We start from the raw sequence: 19,538 nt of genomic DNA, 5'->3' as shown, positions 1-19,538 counted from the left end.
GTGGCGCCCCCAGCAGGGCGGTGGGTCCGAACGCACCGGGGGGTGGCGCTTGTCAGGGCGGACATCCCCTGGCCTCATGGGCGCTGGCCCGGATCCGCCTTGCACGACGACCTCCACCGCCCATGACCGTTGGAAACAGGAGCACCCCCTGGCGCATTGGCGGGATGGCGCTGGTGCTGGCCCTGCTGCTGCCGCTGTCACCTCCCGCGCGCGCGGAGTCCCCCGGCTTCCAGGCCGGGGCCCCGGGCAGTGAGCGGCTGGGCGACACGCTGGACGCGGGCCTGCCCGTCACGGAGGAGAACCTGACGCCGGGCGCCAGCGCTCCGGGCATGGACGCGCCGTGGACGGAGGGGCAGGACCCGGTGGGAGACGGGGGCGCGGGGACGGTCGCCCAAGAGGCGGACCTCCAGCGCACCGACGCGGGCTGGGCGCTGGAGGCCGGTGCTTCCGCCGATGGCGGGCCGGTGCTGGCCGCCTTCGTGCCGCCCGCGCTGGTGCAGGACGCCCCCGCGCCGTACCCGCTGCTGCTCGTGGGCCAGGGCGTGGCGGGCACGGTGAAGCTGGAGCTGCTGGTGGACGAGGCGGGCGACGTGGACACCGCCACGCTGGTGGAGGGCGTGCACCCGCTGCTCAACGAGGCCGCGCTGCACGCGGCGCCGTCGCTGCGCTTCTCCCCCGCGCTGATGGAGGGCAAGCCCGTCGCGGTGCGCCTGTTCTTCGAGTACCGCTTCGAGGTGCCCGTGCCGGTGGCCACCTCCGCGGACGGCGGGACGCTCGAGCCGGGTCTTCAGGGGCCCATCACACTCAAGGGGTTGGTGCGAGCCAAGGGCAACCGCCAGCCGCTCATCGGCGCCACGCTGGTGTCGGACGCGGCGCCGGACTTCCCCGTGCAGACGGACGAGCACGGCCGCTTCGAGGCGCGCTTCCCCACGGGCGGGCAGGCGGTGCGCGTGTTCGCCGCGGGCCACAAGCCCGGCCTGTACCGCGAGGCCCTGAAGGGCACCGAGTCGCTGGAGGTCGTCTACGGCCTGGAGCCGCTGGTCCTCAACCCGTACGAGACGGTGGTGCGAGGCGACCGCGAGCGCACCGAGGTCAGCCGCGTCACCCTGCACGACGCGGAGCTGCGCGAGGTGCCCGGCACCATGGGCGACCCCTTCCGCGTCGTCATGCTGCTGCCGGGCGTGGGCAGCATGCTGTCCGGCGTGGCGTACCCGGTGGTGCGCGGCAGCCAGCCCGCGTCCACGGGCTACTTCCTGGACGGCATCCGCGTCCCCATCCTCTTCCACCTGTTCCTGGGGCCCGCGGTCATCCACCCGGACTTCATCGACGCCATCGACTTCTATCCGGGCTCCCCGCCGCCGCAGTACGGCCGGCTGATGGGCGGCGCCATCGAAGGGCGGCTGTCCCGGCCGCGCGACGACCGCGTGCACGGCAGCGCCTACGCGGACTTCATCAACGCGGGCTTCTTCATTGAGACGCCCTTCAAGTCCACCGGCACCAATGTCAGTCTCGCGGGCCGTTATTCCTATACGCCGTGGATCATCGCGCTCGCGGCCAACAGCCTCCAGGACCCCGCGCCGCCGGGGCGCACCAATCCCAAGGTGGTGCTCGACTTCTGGGACTACCAGGGCCGCGTGGAGCAGGATGTGGGTCAGGGCAAGCTGCGGTTGTTTGCCTTTGGCTCGTCCGACACCTTCGGCTCCGAGGCCCAGGACACGCAGGGCGACACCGCGCTGCAATCCATCATCTTCCACCGCGTGGACCTGCGAGGCCGCCACCCGCTGGGCAAGGGCGAGTTCGAGGTGGGCGGCACATGGGGCCTGGACCGCTTCGCCGTGGTGTCGCGCGGGCCGGACAACGGCAATGAAATCCACATCGACCAGACCACGCTGTCGGCCCGCGTGGGCTACACGGTGCCGCTGACGGAGCGGCTGCTGTTGCGCACGGGCGCGGACGTGGACCACAAGCGCGCCATCGTGGACCTGCTCTCCGTGGAGAACGGACAGGAGGTGGAGGAGGACACCCTTCACGCGCCCGTGGCGCTGGCCACCTTCACCGGCGCGTACGCGGAAGGCGTGTGGACGCCCGATGAGAAGTGGACGGTGGTGCCCGGCCTGCGCCTGGACAGCTACCACCTGTCCGGCGGGTTCGATCACAAGGTCATCGAGCCGCGCCTCACGGTGCGCCACAAGCTCACCGACACCGTGACGCTCAAGGGCGGCGCGGGCCTCTTCCACCAGCCGCCCACCACCCTCATCAGCCTGCCGGTGGTGGACGTGGGCAGTCTGTTGTTGGGCCTCCAGGAGGGCGTGCAGCTGTCCGTGGGCGCCGAGTGGAAGGCCTTCAGCAAGTGGGAGGTGGGGCTGGAGCTGTACGTGAACCCCATGCTGCGCACCATCGAGCTGACGCCCTTCTCCGACGAGGGCCTGGGCGAGGACCTGAACGGTGGCGGCGGCGACGGCGGCGAGCCCGACGTGCCGCCCGTTCCGCCCGGTGGCATCACCCGGAACGGCTCCGGCTACAGCCCGGTGCGCGCGCGGCAGATCGACGTGGACGAACCCCCGGTCAGCCGCGACGACTGGGACCTGCCGGACTTCACCAGCCATGGAATGGCGTATGGGTTGGAGCTGCTCGTGCGCTACCCGCTGGGGAACAACTGGTTCGGCTGGCTCTCCTACAGCCTGCAGCGCAGCACGCGGAACACCACGTTCTACCGCTACGACTCCACCGGGAGGGCCGTGTCCGAGGCGAAGGACGACCTGCCCTTCGCCTTCGACCAGACGCACATCCTCAACCTGGTGGTCAGCCACAAGTTCTCCAACAACATCACCCTGGGCGGCGTGCTCCACTTCAACACCGGGCGCCCCGAGTACGGCACCCTGGGCAGCCAGACGAACCGCGAGGGCACCGACAGCGACGGCCGCCCCGCGTGGGTGAAGGTGGACCGGGACGCGGTGGACCGGCTCCCGCCCTTCTTCCGCTTCGACCTGCGTCTGTCCAAGGCCTGGGCCTATGAGACCTTCACCCTGGAGGCCTACCTGGACATGCTCAACGTCACCCTCAACCAGGAGACGCTGGGCTTCGAGTACGAGGGCGGCGGTGTCTCACGGCGGCCCCTCACGAAAAGTGCCGTGGGGCTGCCCATCGCGCTGCCCATCATCGGGGTCAAGGGCCGGTATTGAACCGTCCCGGGGGTCAGGAGGAGTGCTCGGGGCTGAGCGATTTTTCGCCGATCTGCCCTCCAGGGTCGGTTCTCTTCCCCAAAGATGTGTCAGTATTACAGGAGACGCGGGTTTTTCCTGCCTGCCCGGCACCGTCGCCGAGGGTGGAGGACAGCCCGAAGCGTCGGGGGGAGTACGATGATGGGTTTGTCCTGGGGGCCGGGTTCGGCCTCGGCGTGGGAATTGCCCGCCGACAACGAGACGCCCTGCATCTTCTTCGAGCCCCTGTATGGGGAGACGGGCGACGTGCTCGACTTCCGGTGGACGTCCATGAATGTCCCGGCCGAGGGCTGGGTGCGTTCCCTGGAGCTGGGCCGGCATCTGTCATTGTGGGCGCTGGAGGGCGTGCCGCTGTTCGACGTGGGTGCGTGCGTGCGGGTGTTGGTGCGCGGCGTGCCCCAGGTGGGCCAGGTGGCGGGGGACGTGGCGGGCCGACAGTTCGTGGTGGTGCGCCACGGTGAGGGATTGGCGCTGTGGCTGCTCCCGCGCGACGAGAGCCGTGCGTCCGACGCGCAGCAGGCCATCCGCGAGCGCAACGCCCGGCGCGAGGTGGAGGAGGCGCTGGCGCGCACGGAGCAGACGGTGAGCGCGCTGCGCGAGGCGGAGGAGCGCTACCGGCTGGCGACGCGGGCCACGCACGACGTGCTGTGGGACTGGCACTTCGCCACCGACCGCGTGCGGTGGGACCCGGGCACGGGGGACGCGTTCGGCCACGCCACGGCGGTGTTGGATCACCAGCTGGGCTGGTGGGGCGCGCGCGTGCATGACGACGACCGCGAGCGGGTGGTGGACCGGCTGGTGACGTTCGTCGCGTCCACGGGCGACGTGTGGAAGGACGAGTACCGGTTCCAGCGCGCGGACGGCAGCTGGGCGCACGTGCTGGACCGGGGCGTGCTGGCGCGCGACGACGAGGGGCGGCCGGTGCGGATGATCGGCTCCATGATGGACGTCACGGAGCGCACGCGCGAGCTGGCGTCGATGGTGGAGGAGGCGCGCTTCCGCGAGCGCTTCATCGGCATCCTCGGCCACGACCTGAGAAACCCGCTCAACGCCATCATGCTGTCGGCGCGGGCGCAGAAGCGGCGCGGGCCGCTGGAGTGCACGCTGGAGCAGCACCGGCAGCATGCGCAGCGCATCGAGGCCTCGGCGGCGCGCATGGGCAACATGATCGCGGACCTGCTGGATTTGACGCGCGCGCGGCTGGCGGGCGGCATCCCCCTGCGCAAGGGTCCCACGGACCTGGGCGTGGTGTGTCAGCAGGTGGTGGACGAGCTGTCGGCGGCGTACCCGGAGCGGGCCATCGCGGTGGACGTGGACGGCAAGGCCGAAGGCGAGTGGGACGCGGAGCGGCTGGCGCAAGTGCTGAGCAACCTGGTGGGCAACGCGCTGGAGCACGGGACGCCGGAGGCGCCGGTGTTCCTGCGCTGCTGGGCGAAGGGCGAGCACCAGGTGGTGGAGGTGCAGAACCCAGGCACGCCCATCCCGGAGGAGCTGCGCGAGCGGCTGTTTGATCCGTTCCGCCAGGGCGAGGGCGAGCGAGCACAGGGCCGGCGCAACGCCGGACTGGGGCTGGGGTTGTTCATCGTGAAGGAGATCGTCCAGGCGCACGGCGGGACGGTGGAAGTGGCGTCGTCACAGAAGGAGGGCACGACGTTCACGGTGAAGTTGCCCAGGCCCCCGCGTCCCAAGGCCAAGGTGAAGGCGTCCCGGAGTCGTAGCCGGACGGCCTGAGCTTTGGGCGGGGTTGTGCGTTCACCGCCGGGCGGTGAACGGGTGAGCGTCCGACGCCACACGTCACGCGTGTTGGGCGACAGACCGATGGGGATGGGCCGGGAGTGCAGGGCACCTGCTCGCCTTGCAGGATCACGTTTACCCGTTGTCGAGGCCGTGCGGCTCGTGCGGCCACCACGTGGAGGCAGTCCCCATGCACACCAGTCCCCCCTCGCTGCGTTTCGCTTGCTGGATGTCGCTGTGTTTCACCACCGCGCTCGTCGGTTGTGGTGGCCCGCTGACGACGGAGGACTCCTCCGACGTCGTGGACGTGGGCCAGGCATCCCAGGCGCTGCTCTCCACCAACGGCCTGTCCACGAATGGCCTGTCAACCAATGGCTTGTCGACGAATGGCCTGTCGACAAACGGCTTGTCGACAAACGGCTTGTCGACAAACGGCTTGTCGACAAACGGGTTCAGCGCCTGGTTCACGGCGGATCCCGCGGTGGCGGACATGGTGATGCGCTACGTGGTGCAGTGCTCGCTGGCGGCGGGGAAGGAGCTGGCGTACCAGTCGCCGTCCACCGGGGCGCACTACACGTGGACGGGGAGTCTGGGATTGGCGCCGGGCTGGGCGGGGGGCGCGCCGGCGACCGCGGCGGAGCAGCAGGTGGTGAGCGCGTGCCTGGCGGCGCACGCGAACAAGTACGGCGTGCACGTGAACATCTCCGTGCTGGGGCGCGACGCGGTGGGCGGCACGGTGCCGTTCACGACGGGCGAGCTGAGCACCTACAGCGAGCGCGAGGCGTGCTTCTTCGGCAACCTCTTCACGGGCGAAGGGCTGTTCGCGGCGAATGATGGCGCCTACCTGGACTACGACGAGAGCACGGTGCGCACCTGCGGCCTGTCGTCCTGGAGCGACACGGCGGCGTGCCTGCCGCTGACCCACGTGGGCGCGTGCCGCTACTACTGCACGCTGGACACGACGCGGACCTACTACACGCGCTGCACGTACAACGGCGTGGCCTACCGCCCCGTCACCACGCGCATGCAGCCCCAGGACATCTACCGCTGCGGCGACGGCGTGTGCCAGCTCACGGAGAAGTGCGGCAGCAGCAACACGGCGCTCAGCTGCGCGGCGGACTGCGGCGCCTGTCCGTAGTCACCCGCCAGGAGTTTCCCGGGGAGGGTGGACCCGCGCGGCGTGGAGCCGGAAGCGCGTGACGAGGTCCCCCCACCACCGCCCCATCCTCCCGATGGTGGTCGGGCCATCCTCGCCATGGCGCACGGGATGGTCCGCTCGGATGGTGTCCCAGCCCCGGTGTTCGAGCACGACGCGCGTGCCACCGAAGCCCGGCTCGAAGCGGACCTCCACCTCCGTGAGCTCCCCAGGGGCGAAGTTGCTCGCGCGCCATTGGAAGACGAGCCGCGCGCCGGGCTCCCACACGAGCACGCGGCCAATCTCAAACACCTCCGTGTCGGAGGTCTCCAGCAGGCGTCCGCCGGGGCCGGGAGGGTCGAAGCGCAGCACGCCCTGGGGCGCCGCGAGGCCGCGGTAGCGCGGGCCCCGGGCCCACCAGACGTCGGTCTCCTGGGTGAAGACCTCGAAGGCGTCCAGCGGGGACACGGCGACGAAGGTGGTGACGCGGGCGCGGTCCGCGGACATCGTCATGACTTGCGGCCTCCAGGGGGCTTCGTGCCCCGGGTGCGTTCAGCGTGGGCCTTGAAGGCGCCCAGCTGGTCCTCCCAGAAGGACTCCACCGCGTCCAGCCAGCCGCGCAATTCCGCGAAGGGCTCCGGGCGCAGGCGGTAGACGCGCACGCGGGCGTCGTCCGCGTCCACGTTCTCCTCCACGAGCCCCGTCTGGCGCAGCACGCGCAGGTGACGGGACATCGCCGGAGGGCTCATGTCGAACGCGGCGGCGAGCTCGCCCGCGGGGTGGGGTCGCTGGCGCAGGCGGTCCACCACGCCCCGGCGCGTGGGGTCGGCGAGGGCGGAGAGGGTGCGGTCGAGCGCGGACGGGGTGGCCATGGCGGTCATGCCGGACCCTTGACGCGCTGGGTGAACCACCAGTGGTGGCCCTCGAGGTCCGCGGCGCCATAGCCGCGATTGGTGCCCCAGTCGTCGCCGTAGTTCTTGGTCTCGGGCTCCTGGAGGATGGTGGCCCCGGCGGCGCGGGCATGGACACAGTGGGCGTCCACGTCGTCCACGTAGACCATGAGGCTCTGGGTGTTGGTGCCGGTGTGCCGCCGGGGGCTGGAGTAGAGGGGGCGGCGCTGGGCGGACTCCACCATGACGACGCCGTCGCCGTAGACGAGCTCCGAGTGCTCGATGGTGTTGCCCGCCCCTTCGACCTTGAGGCGCGTCTGGAAGCCGAAGGCGCGCTCCAGCCAGTCAATGGCGGCGGAGGCGTCCTCGTAGAAGACGAAGGAAGAGATGCGGGGCCAGCCTTCGGGCGTCGGCTTCATGGCGGTGACTCCAGGGCGGATGAAAGTCGTTAACGTCAGGGTTAATGATTAACCCTGACGTTAACGTTCGTCAACCGTGGAGTGGGGCCGCCCGCTAGAAGATGGGGGGCTTCATGGTGGGGGGAGGAGCTGCCGGCATGGACGACGGCGGAGGCGCTTCGCGCAGCCCGAGGATGGCGGGCATGGAGGGCGTGAGCTCACCCACGTAGAGCAGGCCCTGGAAGCCCTCGTTGGCGGGGGCCTCCAGGAGCTTCACGTAGGGGCTGAGTCCGGCGGTGGCGGCCACCCTGGGGGCCGGCGTGGCGCCCACGATGCCGCAGGCCAGCTTCCCTTCCCGGTTCAGGTCGCAGCCCCACCGGGTGCCCTGCGCGTAGCTCATCTCCAGCACGACGAGCGAGCGCTTGTCCTTGAGCAGGTGGGCCATGGGGGTGAAGTCCTTGTCCCACTCGGTGCCCTTCTCCGTGCGCGTATGCGTATTGCCGGCGAGCACGATGTGGACCTCGTTGGGCTTCTGGGCGCGACGCTCGGTCCAGACCTGGGCCTGGGCCGCGTCGCGCTCGCTGCCGCGCAGCACGTCCGTGTCATAGGCCACCACCGTCACGCGCTGGCCCGCGGCGCGCAGGGCGCGTGCCCGGTCGATGAGGTCCAGGATGGCGCGGCTGCTGCGGCCGTCCTGATAGGGCCGCGACCAGAAGCGGCCTTCCAGGAGCGTGTCCTGATCCGCCGGGGCGCCGGGGCTGGCGAGGTACGCGTCCACGCGCGCCTGCTCCGACGCCGGGATGGACAGGCCGAGGACGACCGCGAGCCCTGTCTGGCCCGCCTGGCACACGGCATGGCCCACCACTTCCGGCGCTTCGCGCGAGCCGAGCTGTTCGCCGATGAGGAGCGTCAGCCCGGGGTGCAGCAGCTCCTCCAGGCCTCGCACGGACGTGGTGCACGGGCCTTGCGCGGAGGCCTCTTCCTGCCAGCGGTCCAGGTAGAACTCCGGGTCCCTCACGGCGGTGGGCCGCTTCTCCTGCACCACGTTGCCGCTGATGACCTCCACGGAGGGCGCGGACTCCAGGCGGAGCGTGAGGGCCTTCTCCAGCTCCAGGTCTCGGACGCCGTGCTGTGCCCCGCGCAGCATGGACAGACGTTTGGTTTCGGCGCTGTCGTCGCCCAGGTTGACCCGCTGCACGAAGGGGTTCGCATAGTGCTCCGCCCGTGCGGCGGACACCTTCCACCATTGGTTGTGCCACTCGACGTCGTTGCCCGCCGCCTGCTGGGTCATGCGGAAGATGCGGACGACGGACTGGCGCGGGCTCAGGACGATGCCCGTCACCAGGTAGCGGGTGTGGGTGTCGGCTCGGGAGGCGTTCTTGTCGGGCCCCTTCCACTGGGTGACGAGCTGGTTCGGATCCTCCGTCTCCTCGAAGGTGTGGCCCTGCTCCTCCAGGAGCTGACGCGTGGTGGCCAGCGCTTCGCTCAGGGGCTTCTGGAAGACGTGCTCGTATCTGGGCAGCTCTGATTCAGGGGTGCGTTTGGAGTGCGCACAACCCACGAACATCAGGGTCACCGCGACGACAATCCAACGACAATGCATCAGCGCTCCCGTGCGGAGGTGGATGACGATGATTCGCATCCAGGCAACTCCAAACGCGCGGAAAAAGCGAGATGGGTGGGAGCGGACTTCGCGGCGGAGTGTCAGCGAGACGGCGGATACTTCTGCAGCTTCCGCTGGAGCGAGCGCCGGTGGATGCCCAGCTTGCGCGCGGCCTCGGAGATGTTGCCCGCGCTGTCCGCGAGCACGCGGTGGATGTGTTCCCATTCCGCGCGCGCCAATGACGGCGCCTGGAGCGTCTCCGGCGCCGCGACGGAGGGCTCCTCCGCCGCCCTCGCGAACGCCGCCAGGATGTCGTCCGCGTCCGCGGGCTTGGGCAGGTAGTTCACCGCGCCCAGCCGGATGGCATCCACCGTGGTGGAGATGCTGCCGTAGCCCGTCAGCACGATGATGCGCGTGGCCGCGTCCACCGCCAGCAGGTCCTTCACCAGCTCCAGCCCGCTGTGCCCCGGCATGCGCAGGTCCACCACCGCGTACTCCGGTGACTCGCGCCCCGCCGCGGCCATGGCCTCCTCATGGTGGCCCGCCGTCGTCACGTCCCAGCCACGCTCGCGGAAGGCCCTCGCCAGGCGCTCGCGCAGCGTCGCGTCGTCGTCCACCAGCAACAGGCTGGGGCGGTGATCCACCGGGGCCGTGCTCACGCCGCTGCCTCCTGTGCCGGGGCTCCCGGCAGGCTCAACCCCACCGTCGTCCCTTCGCCTGCCTTCGAGCGCAATTCCAATGCACCGCCCAGCTGCTCCGCCAGCGAGCGCGCGAGGAACAATCCCAATCCCATCCCTTCGCCCGGGGCCTTGGTCGTGAAGAACGGCTCACCGGCTCGGGCTAGCACCGCCTCCGGCATGCCCTGGCCCTGGTCGCGCACCTCCAGTCGCGCGCCCGTGCCCTCCTGCCTCGCGTTCAACGCCACTGGCCCGTTGCCCGGCGTGGCCTGCAACGCGTTCTTCACCAGCCCGCGCAGCACCCGGGCCAGTGCCCGGGGCGGGCCGTGCACCCGCCAGTCCTTCAGCGCTTCGGGCACGTCCACCCGCACGCGCTCGCGGCCCGGCAGCTCCGACAGGGTCTCCTCCACCAGCTGCTGGAGCGGGGTGGGGTGGAAGGGCTCTCCCGTCGTCTGGCCCGCGTCCGCGGACATCTGCACCAGCACGTCCCGGCACCGGTCCACCTGCTGGCGGATGAGGCGCAAGTCCTCACGCACGGACTCGGAGGTGCTCGACGCGGCGAGCGCCCGCTCCAATTCCTTCGCCACCACCGCGATGGTGGACAGCGGCGTGGACAGCTCATGCGCCGCGCCCGCCGCGAGCGTCGCCAGCGAGGCCACCTTCTCCTGCCGTGCGTGCCGCGCCCGCGTCTGCGCCAATTCCTGCTCACGCTCCGCCAGCGCCCGCGTCACGCGTTGAATGAAATACACGATGAAGCCCGCCGCCACCGCGAACGCGACCCACATGCCGCTCAGGTGCAATCGCATCAGCTCCGCGTGGTCCGGCCGCGCGAGCCCCGGCAGCGTCACGTCCTGCAACACGAACAGCGAGCCGAACGCCAGGAGCGTGAACACCAGCATCGCCCACGTCCGGCGCGCGGGCAGCAGCACCGTGCCCAGCGCCACGTTCACCAGGTACAGCGTCGTGAAGGGGTTGTGCGTCCCGCCGCTCAGCGCGAGCAGTCCCGTGAGCACCAGCGTGTCCCAGAGCATCAGCCCGAAGATGGCGGCCTCCGCCACCGGCCTCGCCCGCGACAGGCCCGCGCGCACCGCCGCGTTCGTCAGCGCCTCCACCGCCAGCAGCGCCACCAGCGCGGACACCGGCAGCGCCAGCTTCAGGCCCCACGCCGCCACCGCCACCACCACCGCCTGCCCGACGAGCACGCCCCAGCGCAGCCGCAGCAGCCACACCAGGTTGATGCGCGCTCGGGGCGAGGGGTCGGCGGGGGGCGGCGGAGTCGTCATGGTGTGACGGAGGACATCGCCACGGAGCGGGCCACCGTGTCCAGCACCGACGCCGCGGCTTCTTGCGACTCCAGAGCCTCCAGGTCCACGCTCGCGAGCCACGTGTCCCAGGCGAGCACGAAGACGCGCTCGGCGGACGGCGCGTCCTCGGACAGCGTCAGCCCGTCCAGCACCACCTCCACCGTGGCGATGTTCGATGTGACGAGCCGGAAGGGCTGGGGCTCGCCTCCTCCCGCGGGCACCCGCGTGCCCTCCAGCCACAGCGTCCGTCCCTCCATGTCCACGCCGCTGTCCGTGGAGGGCAGCCCTTCCGCGTCCGAGTCCGCCGGCTCGAAGGTGAGCCGCGCCCGGCAGTAGCGCCCCGGCGCCGGCCGCAGCGTGCCCAGCGTCAGCACGGTCCCGTCCGGCCGCTCCAGCCCGCTGACGTGCGGCGTGCCCAGCCTCAGCGGCGACCCCTCTGAATGCGCATGCGCGGTCCCAATGGGAGACAGCGCCCGCAGCAGGCGCCAGCCCAGGCGCTCCTCACACGGCTTCAATTCCACGCTGCCCAGCGTCACATAGCCGCGCGTCAGCGTGAGTGTCTGTCCATCCGGCCGGGTGAGCGTCCGCCCGCCTGCCGCGGCCTCCACGCCGTGAGCGGTGGCGCGGTGTTCGAGGCCCAGGGTGACGTGCACGCCGTCCACGCGCTCGCCACAGGCGCACAGGGCCAACACGGACAACAGCAGCACGGGCCGCGTGAAAGAGGGCATCACAGGTCGTACGCGAGCGAGACCTGCGCGATGGGCGTGGATGACACCCGGCGCAGTTGGTTGATGAAGGGGAGGCGCACCCCGGCCTGGAGCACCACGTCCATGCCCGGGCTGAAGAGCACGTCGGGCGACGCATAGGCGATGAAGCCTCCGCCGTTCGCTTCCGGCTCGCCGTTCGTGTCGGCCGCCTTCTCCACGCGGCTGTCCACGCCCAGGCGGACCGCCCAGCGCGTCGACGGTTGGTATTGCGCCGCCACCGACGTGCGCACCGACGCGCCCAGCCGGAAGTCCTCGCGCCCGCGCGTGGGCAGGTAGCCCAGGACCGTGGCCCCGAACGACCACGACCCCCGGAAGCCCTGCCACGCGAGCCCCGCCATGGGGTCCACCGACCCGCTGCCCGGCTGCGCATCCAGCCCCAGCGCCGTCCCGTCCCGCGCGTGCAGCCTGGGGCCGGTGGGCAGCTTCAACCCGCCCACCACGCTGATGAGCTGGTCCGGTGAGAACTCCCGGTCCTTCCACACGAACGCCTTCGCGCTCACGTCGATGTCGCCCAGGCCCCAGCCGCGCTCGCGCGCGAGGCTCACGTCCCGCACCTCGCGGGCCTGGAGCGGCAGGTTCACCGCGAGCACCAGCCAGGGCCGGGGTGCGTACGCCACCGCCACGTCCATGCGCAGCTCGCGCAGCTGCTGCGCGTCCAGGTTCTGCTGGCCTTCGGTGTGGCCCCAGGCGCGCAGCATCGTGGACAGCCGCAGGCGTCCTTCGAAGGGCTGTTCACCGCCCATGGACGTGAGCGTGGGATCACCACACGCGCAGCTCGCGCAGGCCCAGGCCCGCGAGGCGGGGACCAGGAGCGCGGCGCACAGGACGGCCAGGGGCAGGGTTCTCAAGGCGGGGGGACCCTACCGTCCGGTCGTCCCGGCCTCCTGCGGCGAGTTGTCGCAGCCCGCCGGTGCGTCGACCGGGAGACGGACGGACTGTCCGTCCGTCCCGTGAGTTGACGAGCGAACGGGGGCTGCCTGTCCACTCACCCTTCCGTGCATAGGTTGAGAATGACATCCACCCGTCCGCGTTGAGGGGGAGAGGTTGGACGCACGGAGGTTGCCATGGGGTTGCTCGCGCCGCTGGGCCGGCTGTTGTTTTCGGTCATCTTCATCACCAGCGGCCTGAATCACTTCTTCCAGCTCCAGGCGATGACCGCCTACGCGCAGGCCTCCGGCGTGCCGGACCCGCGCCTCGCGGTGCTGGTGTCCGGCGGGGTGCTGGTGGTGGGCGGCCTGTGCGTGCTGCTGGGGGTGTTCGCCCGGCTGGGCGCGGCGATGCTCGCCGTCTTCCTGGTGGCGTCCGCCTTCATGGTCCACCACTTCTGGCGGATGGAGGACCCGGTGCAGGCGCAGAACAACCTCATCCACTTCATGAAGAACCTCTCCATGGCGGGAGGCGCCCTGCTCATCGTCTACTTCGGGCCCGGGCCCTTCAGCCTGTCGCGCAAGAAGCGCGAGACGTCCCTCGGAGGCATGAAGCTGGGGACGCCCCTGCGCTGAAGGCGCGTCCGTCAGGGCCGCGCGTCAGCCGGGTCGCGCGTCAGGGCGCGCCGACGTGTGCCGCCACGACGGTGCGCAGGGTGAAGAACGCGACCTCCGGCGTGCTGCCCCGGCGCAGGTACGGGCCGCCGAAGCCGAAGCCCAGCCCCTGGTTCACGTACAGGTGGTTGCCGTTCACCCGGTAGTGGCCGCGGATGTACGGCTGGCCCGCGCGGCGGAAGATGGCCTCCGTGAGGCCCCGGACGATGAACTGCCCGCCGTGGGTGTGCCCGGAGAACTGCACCAGGCCCGCGTGCGCCGGCAGCTTCTCCACCGTGGGCGGCGTGTGGGCCAGTACCAGCCGCGTGCCGGTCGTGGGCGCGCCCCGGAAGGTGGCCTCCACGTCGTCCATGCGCGTCAGCCCGTCGTCGATGCCCAGCACCGTCACCGGAGCGCCCTTCACGTGCACCACGCGGTGCTCGTTCTGGAGCACCGTGTAGCCCATGTCCTCGAAGCCCGCGCGCAGGTAGGCCGCGTCCACCCAGTGGTCATGGTTGCCCATCACCACGAAGACGGGGCCGTTCAGGCCCTTGAGCAGCTCCCGCACGCGCGGCAGCGGCTTGGGGCTGTGCGTGACGTAGTCGCCCGTGAGGAACACCAGGTCCGGCGCCGCCGCGTTCACCGCGGCCACCGCGCGGCGGATCCGCACGTCCGACGTCGCCTGCCCCACGTGCACGTCCGACAGCTGCGCGATGCGCAGGCCGTCATGCTCCGGGTGGATGCCGTCCAGTTGGAGCAGGTGCTCGGTGAGCACGAAGTGGTCGCGCCAGCGCAGCCGCCGGTCGGGGCGGAACGGATCCGGTCCTCGCGCCAGGAGCTCGTTGCGTCCGCCCGGGTCCACTTCCAGGGCCTCCGCCCGGGAGGAAGGGGAGGCGGCACCAGCGGCGTGACGGCGGCGGGCGAGTCTCAGACGCATGCGTTCAGATTCCTCCAGCGAGACGAGGGGCGATTGTAGAAGAGCGGTCCGGAAGGGCGTGAGCCCGGGGGCCCGGCCCGCCTGTTCCCCTTGCGGCCAGCACGGGGGCGGAATCACAACCGGGTCCCTTTCCGGAACATTTCCGCGCCCTTCCAGGTCCCCTCACGGGTACGCCTCCGTGCCGCGTCGTGCGACATGCGCCGCGCCCTGGTACCAGGGTGGGACCCATGAAACTGGGGGCACATGCGCCCGGCCTTCCAGCAGTCACCCGCACCGAGGGCAGCGCATCCCCAGGAGCCTGACGGCCTTCTCTGGCAGGAGCCTGGAGCGCGCAGGGGGTCGGCTCTCTCATCCTCACCCGGCTTGCGCCCGGCCGTTCTGGAGGCGGGCTTGCGCGCAAGAGGCCCCCTCACCGGGCGGCATGGCGCTGGTTCGTGCTGAGCTCGTCCTGGGACGCTTGGGGGCCACCACGGGGACGCCGCATGCCCAGTTCGACCATCACCTCCGAGTCAAGGCGCTGCGCGTCCGCCGATCTCCGGGAAGCGCTCATAGGCCCGAAGGAGCGCGTCCAGGTGGGTGGGGTTGTCCAGGTCGAGCGGCGCGTCGGTGAGCTGCACGACCCACCCGCCCGATGCCGTGCGCCGCGCCCGCGATAGCAACTCGGAGTCGCGGGCCGGGTCTGGGAATCCGATGGCGCGTGCGGCAGCGGCCGACCAGTAGTTCAGCCACCCGAGGTAATAGGGAATCTCGGGTGAGCGGATGTGCTCGAAGAGCTTGAGGGCTGGCAGGCCCCGGGGAGGGGACGGCGGCCCTTCCAGCGTGGGAGCTATCTGCTCCGCGATGTCCCCCGAAGCTCCGTCCGGTGTCGCCTGCCCCCAGAACGCGCGTGCGCCCTCTGCCACTGCTTCAAGCACGTCCGCCACTGCCGCGATAACCGCCGCATCTAGAGGCAACTTCGCATGGACTTGGAGTTGTGGCCGGCCGCCTGCACTCTCATCCGCGGAGCGTTGCAGCCCGGAGATCATCACGGGGTAACTTTTGTCGTTGTTACAGACCATCGGAAACTCGCCGCGTGTGGCCTCCTCAGCCAACCACGCATCGCGCTGTGGCAACGCGGCAAGCCGTCGCCTCTCGGTCACTCTCCACTCCAGACGCAAGCCGGGCAACGTTCGTTCCAAGCCATGGACGGCAGCGAGTGTGCGGTTGTCGTTACCCACCAGTGCAGGCGCATAGACGTTGATGATGAGGGGGCTTCGAGAGGTCATCTTTCGCACCTCGTTACGACGATCTTGAAGGTGGGATCCTGCTTGAGCAGCGCGAGTCTGTGCGCGCCGGTGCTCACGCCAACAACGAAGTCATATCCACAGGCCCTCGCCGCAGCACGCTCCTCGCGCAATTGCTTGAGTTCCTTTTCAATCTCTCGATCCTGGACGAAGGCATTGTACGTATCAAATCGATGGGTCTTGATCTCCCACAGCACGCGCACGCCGACTTGCAGCGCATCGAAGCGCGCACCGCCAAGGAGCACGTCCATCCCGGGATAACGGTTGGGCGGGAACCTGTCGGCGCATTCATCATGCGGGTCGTCCTCGCCCGCGTGGGGCACTGGAACAGGTTCGCAGCTGGCGCGTCCCGTCCGGTCCACGGGCACAGGCGGCACTGGAGGCTGCCAGTCCTGCCCCGCAGGCTCGGGCTTGGGCTTGCGTTGCGCTTCAGCTTCCCGGGACGCCACCTTCGTTCCTCGTGAGGTTCCTGCTTCCTCGGGGTAGGCGTGGCGGAGTTCATATGCATCCAGCGCTTCTTTGATGGCGACGCCAACCACCACCACGCCCAGCACGATCACGGCCCCCACGGCAATCTCAGGAGCCGCCAGCACGCAGAACCCGATTCCCACGGCAGCGGCGTCAGTGGACGCGACCGTGCATCTTCCCGTGGTGTCGTGGAACTCGATCCGGTCACGGTCGAGGGTCCGATAGCACCTCTCCACCAGCACGGGCCAAGGCTGGGACGCCTCACGGACGACGCACCGTCCCCCGTCAGTCCACGGCAGCTCCGCCGCTCGCTCAAGGTTGGTCCGTCTCTGGCTCCGCGTTCCTCGTGTGCCGGGAGTCGGTGCCGACGTGGCGCACGCCGAAAGCAAGAGCAGGAGTGCGATGCAAGCGCGGAAACGCATGGCCATATCCTCGCAGCATCAGTGAGGATTTCTACCCTACGAGCGCGACCCATCCCCCCAACCCGCGCCGTTCCGGGCTGGCGACGCCAGAGGGGCACTCCGGGAGCACATAAGGGGTCGGAGGAAAAAGAAGAGCCCAGCAACCCGTCAAGATTGCTGGGCTTCCCATTTGGAGGCCGTGCGCGGAGCGCCCTGTCAGTAGCCGCGCAGGACCGTGAGGCCGTCCGAGGTGAGCACCAGCAGCATGCCGGGCGTCACGGACGGGTCGTAGACGAGCTGGAGGACGCGGTTGGCGCGCACGGCGTCCACCTTCTCCAGCGTCTTGGCGGGCGTCAGCCGGTACAGGCCGCCCGCGTTGGTGGCGATGAAGAGCGAGCCGTCATTCGTGGCGGCCAGCGAGTTGATGGCGTCCAGCGCGCCCACTTCCGCGCCGATGCGCGTGCCCTTCTGCGTGGGGTTGGTGGAGGTGGTGAGCTCCATCTGCCACAGGCCCAGCGACTTGCTGCCCAGGTAGTAGCGCCCGTCCGTCGTCTGCTGGAAGCCGCGCCAGTAGTCGAAGGCGGACTGCGAGTTGAGCTCCGGCAGGTACGAGGACTTCACCTTGGCCGGGTTGATGGCCGTGTCGGTGTTGTCCCAGTCCCCCAACCGGGGCGAGGGCTTCACGATGCCGAAGTTCCAGTCGTTGGCCATCAGCACGTCGCCGTCCTGCGCGATGCCCAGGCCGTAGGTGTAGCCCGCGTATTGCGAACCGTTCGCGTCGAACCACACCGGGTGCCGGTGGGCGTTGTACTGGAGGTCGCGGATCCGCGTGACGCCGTGGTTGCTGCCCACGTAGACGTCACCCTTGTTCGCGCCGCGCATCACCGACACGCAGCTGAGCATGCTGCGGTCCTCGTCGAAGTGGTGGTCGTTGCTGTTGCGGATGCCCAGGCTGACGCCCTCGACGACGCGCGGCCCCGTCTGCGTGGCGGTGCCGCCGCCCGGGTGGCGCACGGACTGGTTGAGGTGCTCCTCCACCATCACCTGCCCGCTGAGCGCATCCAGCTTCACCGCGTCCACGTCACCGGCCTTGTAGTACTGCAGGCGGCGGGCGCTGAACGGGTAGCACTGGGTGTCACCCACCGGCACCTCGCAGTGCTCCGTGTCGGTGACGATGAAGTTGGGGTGCAGGCCCGGGTACTCCGGATCCGGCTGGAGGTCCTCCGCGCCGTAGCCCACGTAGGCGCGCCCCGCCGCGCCGCCGCAGATGAAGGTGGAGTTGCCGCCCACGGCGCCCGGAATCCAGACCAGCTTCTGCGTGTCCGCGCGCACCACGCCCACGCGGTTGCCGTCCAGCACCCAGAGGTTCTTGCCCTGGTCCAGGCCCACCGACTGCACCTGCCCGATGCCGTAGCGCGCCGAGTAGTTCGTCACCGGATCCGTGGGCCACTTGTCCGTGACGGGCCCGGGGTCCGTGCCGCCGTCGGTGCCCGCGTCCGTGCCGGCATCCGTCCCCGCATCCGTGCCGGTGCCCGCGTCCGTGCCGGCATCCGTGCCCGCGTCCGTCCCGCCGTCGGTGCCCGCATCCGTGCCGGCATCCGTGCCCGCGTCCGTCCCGGCATCAATCCCCGGCCGCGGATCCACGTTGCCCGGATTCTCCACCGGCGTCGTGGGATCGTCGTTCCCACCACAGGCCCACGCCGACATCACCATCGCCCCAACACACACGCCCAGCAGTCGTCGATTCACCGTGATCTCCCCAGGGGAGCCCTAAGCAAGGGGCGTACCTGCCCTGGAGCACGGGGGTTCTGGCGAGAGCCCCAGGGGAGAGGGCAATCCCTTTCCCATCCAGGCCCTCGCGGTGCCCTGGATGAGCAGCCCTCCGGGCGGTAAAAAAGCCGGGCCCGCTTCCCTCGTGTGGGAAGCGGGCCCGGCCGGAGGCTTCTTGAAGGCGTGTCCGCGCGCCGCGCGTTACTTCTTCGCCGCGCCGCCCTTGGGCGAGGTGGCCTTCAGCTCCAGGGCCACGGAGTCGTCGCCCTCCAGCTGGAACTTCGCGCGCACGCTGGCGCCCTCCGGCAGCTCGTTCGCCTTCACGGTCTTCCCATCCAGGGTCACCACCGTCTGGTCGCGCACGTCCAGCTTCACCTCCGGCAGCGTGCCGGTGCGCGCGATGGTCAGCTCGTCGTTGTCCGGGCTCTTCACGGTACCCGCCAGGCTGTAGGCGTCCTTCATCTTCCAGACGCCGGTCTTGTTGGCGGCGTCCTGCTTGTCCTTGTCGGTGTCCGCGCCCACCACCTTCTTGGCGGTGTCACTGATGGCGGGCCCCACCTCCTGGGCCTGCACGCCCGTGCTCGGGCCGTTCATCTGCTGGGCGCTGGGCGCGTCCTTGGACGGGTGCGCTGGCGTCCCCTTGGCGTCCTGCGCGAAAGCGGCCGTTCCCAGGCACATCACTGCCGCGACGATGAGCTTCTTCATGGTCCCGCTCCCTTTCCCTGCATGTGTTTGGTCCGCGTCGTTGAGGCTTCGCGTCTGCCCAAAAGGGTGGGGCGGCCGTCCTCCCGCGCCAACTGGCCCCGTGCGTCACCGCCGCCCCGTCGCCCGCAGGGCAGGCAGGCGCTCCGCGCGGATTCCCGTGCCCCTCAGACGGGCAGGCACAGCCGCTTCACGGTGGACAGCAGGGCGGACAGGTCCAGGGGCTTTCGCAGGTAGCCCGCCACGCCCATCCCATCCACCGTGTCGCGCACGTCCAGGTCCGCGCTGGCCACCAGCACCGGGATGTCCGAACAGGCGCGCTCGTGGCGCAGCGCCTCGCGGAACGCGACGCCGTCCATGCGCGGCATCATCAGGTCCAGGAGGATGAGCTGGGGCCGGGGCTCCGAGGAGCGCAGCCGCTCCAACGCCTCCAGGCCGTCCGCCGCCAGCTGCACGGCGTACCCTTCCAGCTCCAACACGTCCTGGAGCGCGTCCCGGATGTCCATGTCGTCGTCCACGACCAGCAGCGTGTGATGCGCTTCCATCCCATTCCCCCTGCGAGCCCTAGGAGCGCCCCCAGGCCGTCCCCCGAGCCGGGACGGCGGGCCTCCTGCCCTCGCCAGAACAAATCTGTACCCGGGGACAGGTGGGCGGAAGCTCTGATGTAGGCTTATGCCTACCAATGAGCACATGCTGGCGGGCGCACCCATGCCCGCCCGGTGGGGCGG

General features: G+C 70.3%; 18 protein-coding genes. 4 read left to right on the top strand and 14 right to left on the bottom strand.

All coding sequences use genetic code 11. The features are described from left to right. Positions 1 to 122 precede the first annotated feature (122 nt). The 3 genes from D7V97_RS21980 to D7V97_RS21970 all read left to right on the top strand — a co-directional run bounded on the left by D7V97_RS21980 (position 123) and on the right by D7V97_RS21970 (position 6,093). Positions 123 to 3,182 (top strand): TonB family protein, encoded by a 3,060-nt coding sequence (locus tag D7V97_RS21980; RefSeq protein ID WP_233583062.1) that lies wholly within the window; start codon positions 123 to 125, stop codon positions 3,180 to 3,182. Between the two features lie 177 nt (positions 3,183 to 3,359). Further along, positions 3,360 to 4,952: an ATP-binding protein gene (locus D7V97_RS21975; protein ID WP_233583060.1), complete on the top strand. Its 1,593-nt coding sequence runs from the start codon at positions 3,360 to 3,362 to the stop codon at positions 4,950 to 4,952. 193 nt (positions 4,953 to 5,145) lie between these two features. Continuing rightward, positions 5,146 to 6,093: a hypothetical protein gene (locus D7V97_RS21970; protein WP_120612609.1), complete on the top strand. Its 948-nt coding sequence runs from the start codon at positions 5,146 to 5,148 to the stop codon at positions 6,091 to 6,093. On the opposite strand, the gene D7V97_RS21965 is transcribed toward D7V97_RS21970, so the two are convergent. From D7V97_RS21965 to D7V97_RS21930, 8 genes are all read right to left on the bottom strand, one after another. Beyond that, positions 6,094 to 6,603 carry an SRPBCC domain-containing protein gene (locus D7V97_RS21965; protein WP_120612608.1) on the bottom strand — a complete coding sequence of 170 codons (510 nt, stop codon included), beginning with the start codon at positions 6,601 to 6,603 and terminating at the stop codon, positions 6,094 to 6,096. Next, entirely contained in the window at positions 6,600 to 6,971 is a 372-nt protein-coding gene (locus D7V97_RS21960; protein ID WP_233583058.1) for a helix-turn-helix transcriptional regulator, read from the bottom strand. Before D7V97_RS21960 ends, D7V97_RS21965 begins: the two co-directional genes overlap by 4 nt. Further along, positions 6,968 to 7,399 (bottom strand): VOC family protein, encoded by a 432-nt coding sequence (locus D7V97_RS21955; protein ID WP_120612607.1) that lies wholly within the window; start codon positions 7,397 to 7,399, stop codon positions 6,968 to 6,970. The genes D7V97_RS21960 and D7V97_RS21955 overlap by 4 nt, the downstream gene beginning before the upstream one ends. Positions 7,400 to 7,493: 94 nt before the next feature. Continuing rightward, positions 7,494 to 9,020: a hypothetical protein gene (locus tag D7V97_RS21950; RefSeq protein WP_233583055.1), complete on the bottom strand. Its 1,527-nt coding sequence runs from the start codon at positions 9,018 to 9,020 to the stop codon at positions 7,494 to 7,496. Between the two features lie 62 nt (positions 9,021 to 9,082). Further along, complete coding sequence (locus tag D7V97_RS21945; RefSeq protein ID WP_120612606.1) at positions 9,083 to 9,640, bottom strand: response regulator transcription factor; 558 nt, start codon at positions 9,638 to 9,640, stop codon at positions 9,083 to 9,085. After that, entirely contained in the window at positions 9,637 to 10,941 is a 1,305-nt protein-coding gene (locus D7V97_RS21940) for an ATP-binding protein (RefSeq protein ID WP_120612605.1), read from the bottom strand. The genes D7V97_RS21945 and D7V97_RS21940 overlap by 4 nt, the downstream gene beginning before the upstream one ends. Further along, positions 10,938 to 11,690: a hypothetical protein gene (locus D7V97_RS21935; RefSeq protein ID WP_120612604.1), complete on the bottom strand. Its 753-nt coding sequence runs from the start codon at positions 11,688 to 11,690 to the stop codon at positions 10,938 to 10,940. The genes D7V97_RS21940 and D7V97_RS21935 overlap by 4 nt, the downstream gene beginning before the upstream one ends. Then, entirely contained in the window at positions 11,690 to 12,577 is an 888-nt protein-coding gene (locus tag D7V97_RS21930; protein WP_233583054.1) for a transporter, read from the bottom strand. Before D7V97_RS21930 ends, D7V97_RS21935 begins: the two co-directional genes overlap by 1 nt. A 216-nt stretch (positions 12,578 to 12,793) precedes the next feature. Here D7V97_RS21930 and D7V97_RS21925 point away from each other — a divergent pair, with 216 nt between their 5' ends. Continuing rightward, positions 12,794 to 13,231: a DoxX family protein gene (locus D7V97_RS21925; protein WP_120612603.1), complete on the top strand. Its 438-nt coding sequence runs from the start codon at positions 12,794 to 12,796 to the stop codon at positions 13,229 to 13,231. Between the two features lie 40 nt (positions 13,232 to 13,271). On the opposite strand, the gene D7V97_RS21920 is transcribed toward D7V97_RS21925, so the two are convergent. The 6 genes from D7V97_RS21920 to D7V97_RS21895 form a co-directional block, all read right to left on the bottom strand. Continuing rightward, positions 13,272 to 14,186, bottom strand: a complete 915-nt coding sequence (locus tag D7V97_RS21920) for a metallophosphoesterase (protein WP_120612602.1) — start codon at positions 14,184 to 14,186, stop codon at positions 13,272 to 13,274. Between the two features lie 509 nt (positions 14,187 to 14,695). Beyond that, complete coding sequence (locus D7V97_RS21915; protein ID WP_120612601.1) at positions 14,696 to 15,451, bottom strand: DUF5953 family protein; 756 nt, start codon at positions 15,449 to 15,451, stop codon at positions 14,696 to 14,698. Beyond that, positions 15,448 to 16,359, bottom strand: a complete 912-nt coding sequence (locus tag D7V97_RS21910; RefSeq protein ID WP_120612611.1) for a DUF6310 domain-containing protein — start codon at positions 16,357 to 16,359, stop codon at positions 15,448 to 15,450. Before D7V97_RS21910 ends, D7V97_RS21915 begins: the two co-directional genes overlap by 4 nt. A gap of 195 nt (positions 16,360 to 16,554) precedes the next feature. Further along, positions 16,555 to 18,087 carry a hypothetical protein gene (locus D7V97_RS21905; protein ID WP_368668949.1) on the bottom strand — a complete coding sequence of 511 codons (1,533 nt, stop codon included), beginning with the start codon at positions 18,085 to 18,087 and terminating at the stop codon, positions 16,555 to 16,557. A gap of 222 nt (positions 18,088 to 18,309) precedes the next feature. Continuing rightward, positions 18,310 to 18,813 (bottom strand): hypothetical protein, encoded by a 504-nt coding sequence (locus D7V97_RS21900; protein WP_120612600.1) that lies wholly within the window; start codon positions 18,811 to 18,813, stop codon positions 18,310 to 18,312. A 164-nt stretch (positions 18,814 to 18,977) separates the two neighbouring features. Further along, the gene (locus D7V97_RS21895; protein WP_120612599.1) at positions 18,978 to 19,355 is read right to left on the bottom strand and encodes a response regulator transcription factor; all 378 of its coding nucleotides are present in this window, start codon (positions 19,353 to 19,355) and stop codon (positions 18,978 to 18,980) included. Positions 19,356 to 19,538: the final 183 nt, after the last annotated feature.

The sequence above is a fragment of the Corallococcus sp. CA053C genome, from assembly GCF_003611675.1.
Classification (GTDB): Bacteria; Myxococcota; Myxococcia; order Myxococcales; family Myxococcaceae; genus Corallococcus.
Note: the sequence above shows the minus strand (reverse complement) of the source record. Positions and strands in the feature narration are given on the sequence as shown.

Excerpts from the sequence above, each read along its gene's own strand:
- D7V97_RS21900 (WP_120612600.1), bottom strand. The coding sequence starts at position 18,813 with ATGAAGAAGCTCATCGTCGCGGCAGTGATGTGCCTGGGAACGGCCGCT.
- D7V97_RS21940 (WP_120612605.1), bottom strand. The coding sequence starts at position 10,941 with ATGACGACTCCGCCGCCCCCCGCCGACCCCTCGCCCCGAGCGCGCATC.
- D7V97_RS21895 (WP_120612599.1), bottom strand. The coding sequence starts at position 19,355 with ATGGAAGCGCATCACACGCTGCTGGTCGTGGACGACGACATGGACATC.
- D7V97_RS21910 (WP_120612611.1), bottom strand. The coding sequence starts at position 16,359 with ATGCGTTTCCGCGCTTGCATCGCACTCCTGCTCTTGCTTTCGGCGTGC.
- D7V97_RS21915 (WP_120612601.1), bottom strand. The coding sequence starts at position 15,451 with ATGACCTCTCGAAGCCCCCTCATCATCAACGTCTATGCGCCTGCACTG.
- D7V97_RS21960 (WP_233583058.1), bottom strand. The coding sequence starts at position 6,971 with ATGACCGCCATGGCCACCCCGTCCGCGCTCGACCGCACCCTCTCCGCC.
- D7V97_RS21935 (WP_120612604.1), bottom strand. The coding sequence starts at position 11,690 with ATGCCCTCTTTCACGCGGCCCGTGCTGCTGTTGTCCGTGTTGGCCCTG.
- D7V97_RS21950 (WP_233583055.1), bottom strand. The coding sequence starts at position 9,020 with ATGCGAATCATCGTCATCCACCTCCGCACGGGAGCGCTGATGCATTGT.
- D7V97_RS21920 (WP_120612602.1), bottom strand. The coding sequence starts at position 14,186 with ATGCGTCTGAGACTCGCCCGCCGCCGTCACGCCGCTGGTGCCGCCTCC.
- D7V97_RS21925 (WP_120612603.1), top strand. The coding sequence starts at position 12,794 with ATGGGGTTGCTCGCGCCGCTGGGCCGGCTGTTGTTTTCGGTCATCTTC.
- D7V97_RS21980 (WP_233583062.1), top strand. The coding sequence starts at position 123 with ATGACCGTTGGAAACAGGAGCACCCCCTGGCGCATTGGCGGGATGGCG.
- D7V97_RS21955 (WP_120612607.1), bottom strand. The coding sequence starts at position 7,399 with ATGAAGCCGACGCCCGAAGGCTGGCCCCGCATCTCTTCCTTCGTCTTC.
- D7V97_RS21965 (WP_120612608.1), bottom strand. The coding sequence starts at position 6,603 with ATGACGATGTCCGCGGACCGCGCCCGCGTCACCACCTTCGTCGCCGTG.
- D7V97_RS21975 (WP_233583060.1), top strand. The coding sequence starts at position 3,360 with ATGATGGGTTTGTCCTGGGGGCCGGGTTCGGCCTCGGCGTGGGAATTG.
- D7V97_RS21970 (WP_120612609.1), top strand. The coding sequence starts at position 5,146 with ATGCACACCAGTCCCCCCTCGCTGCGTTTCGCTTGCTGGATGTCGCTG.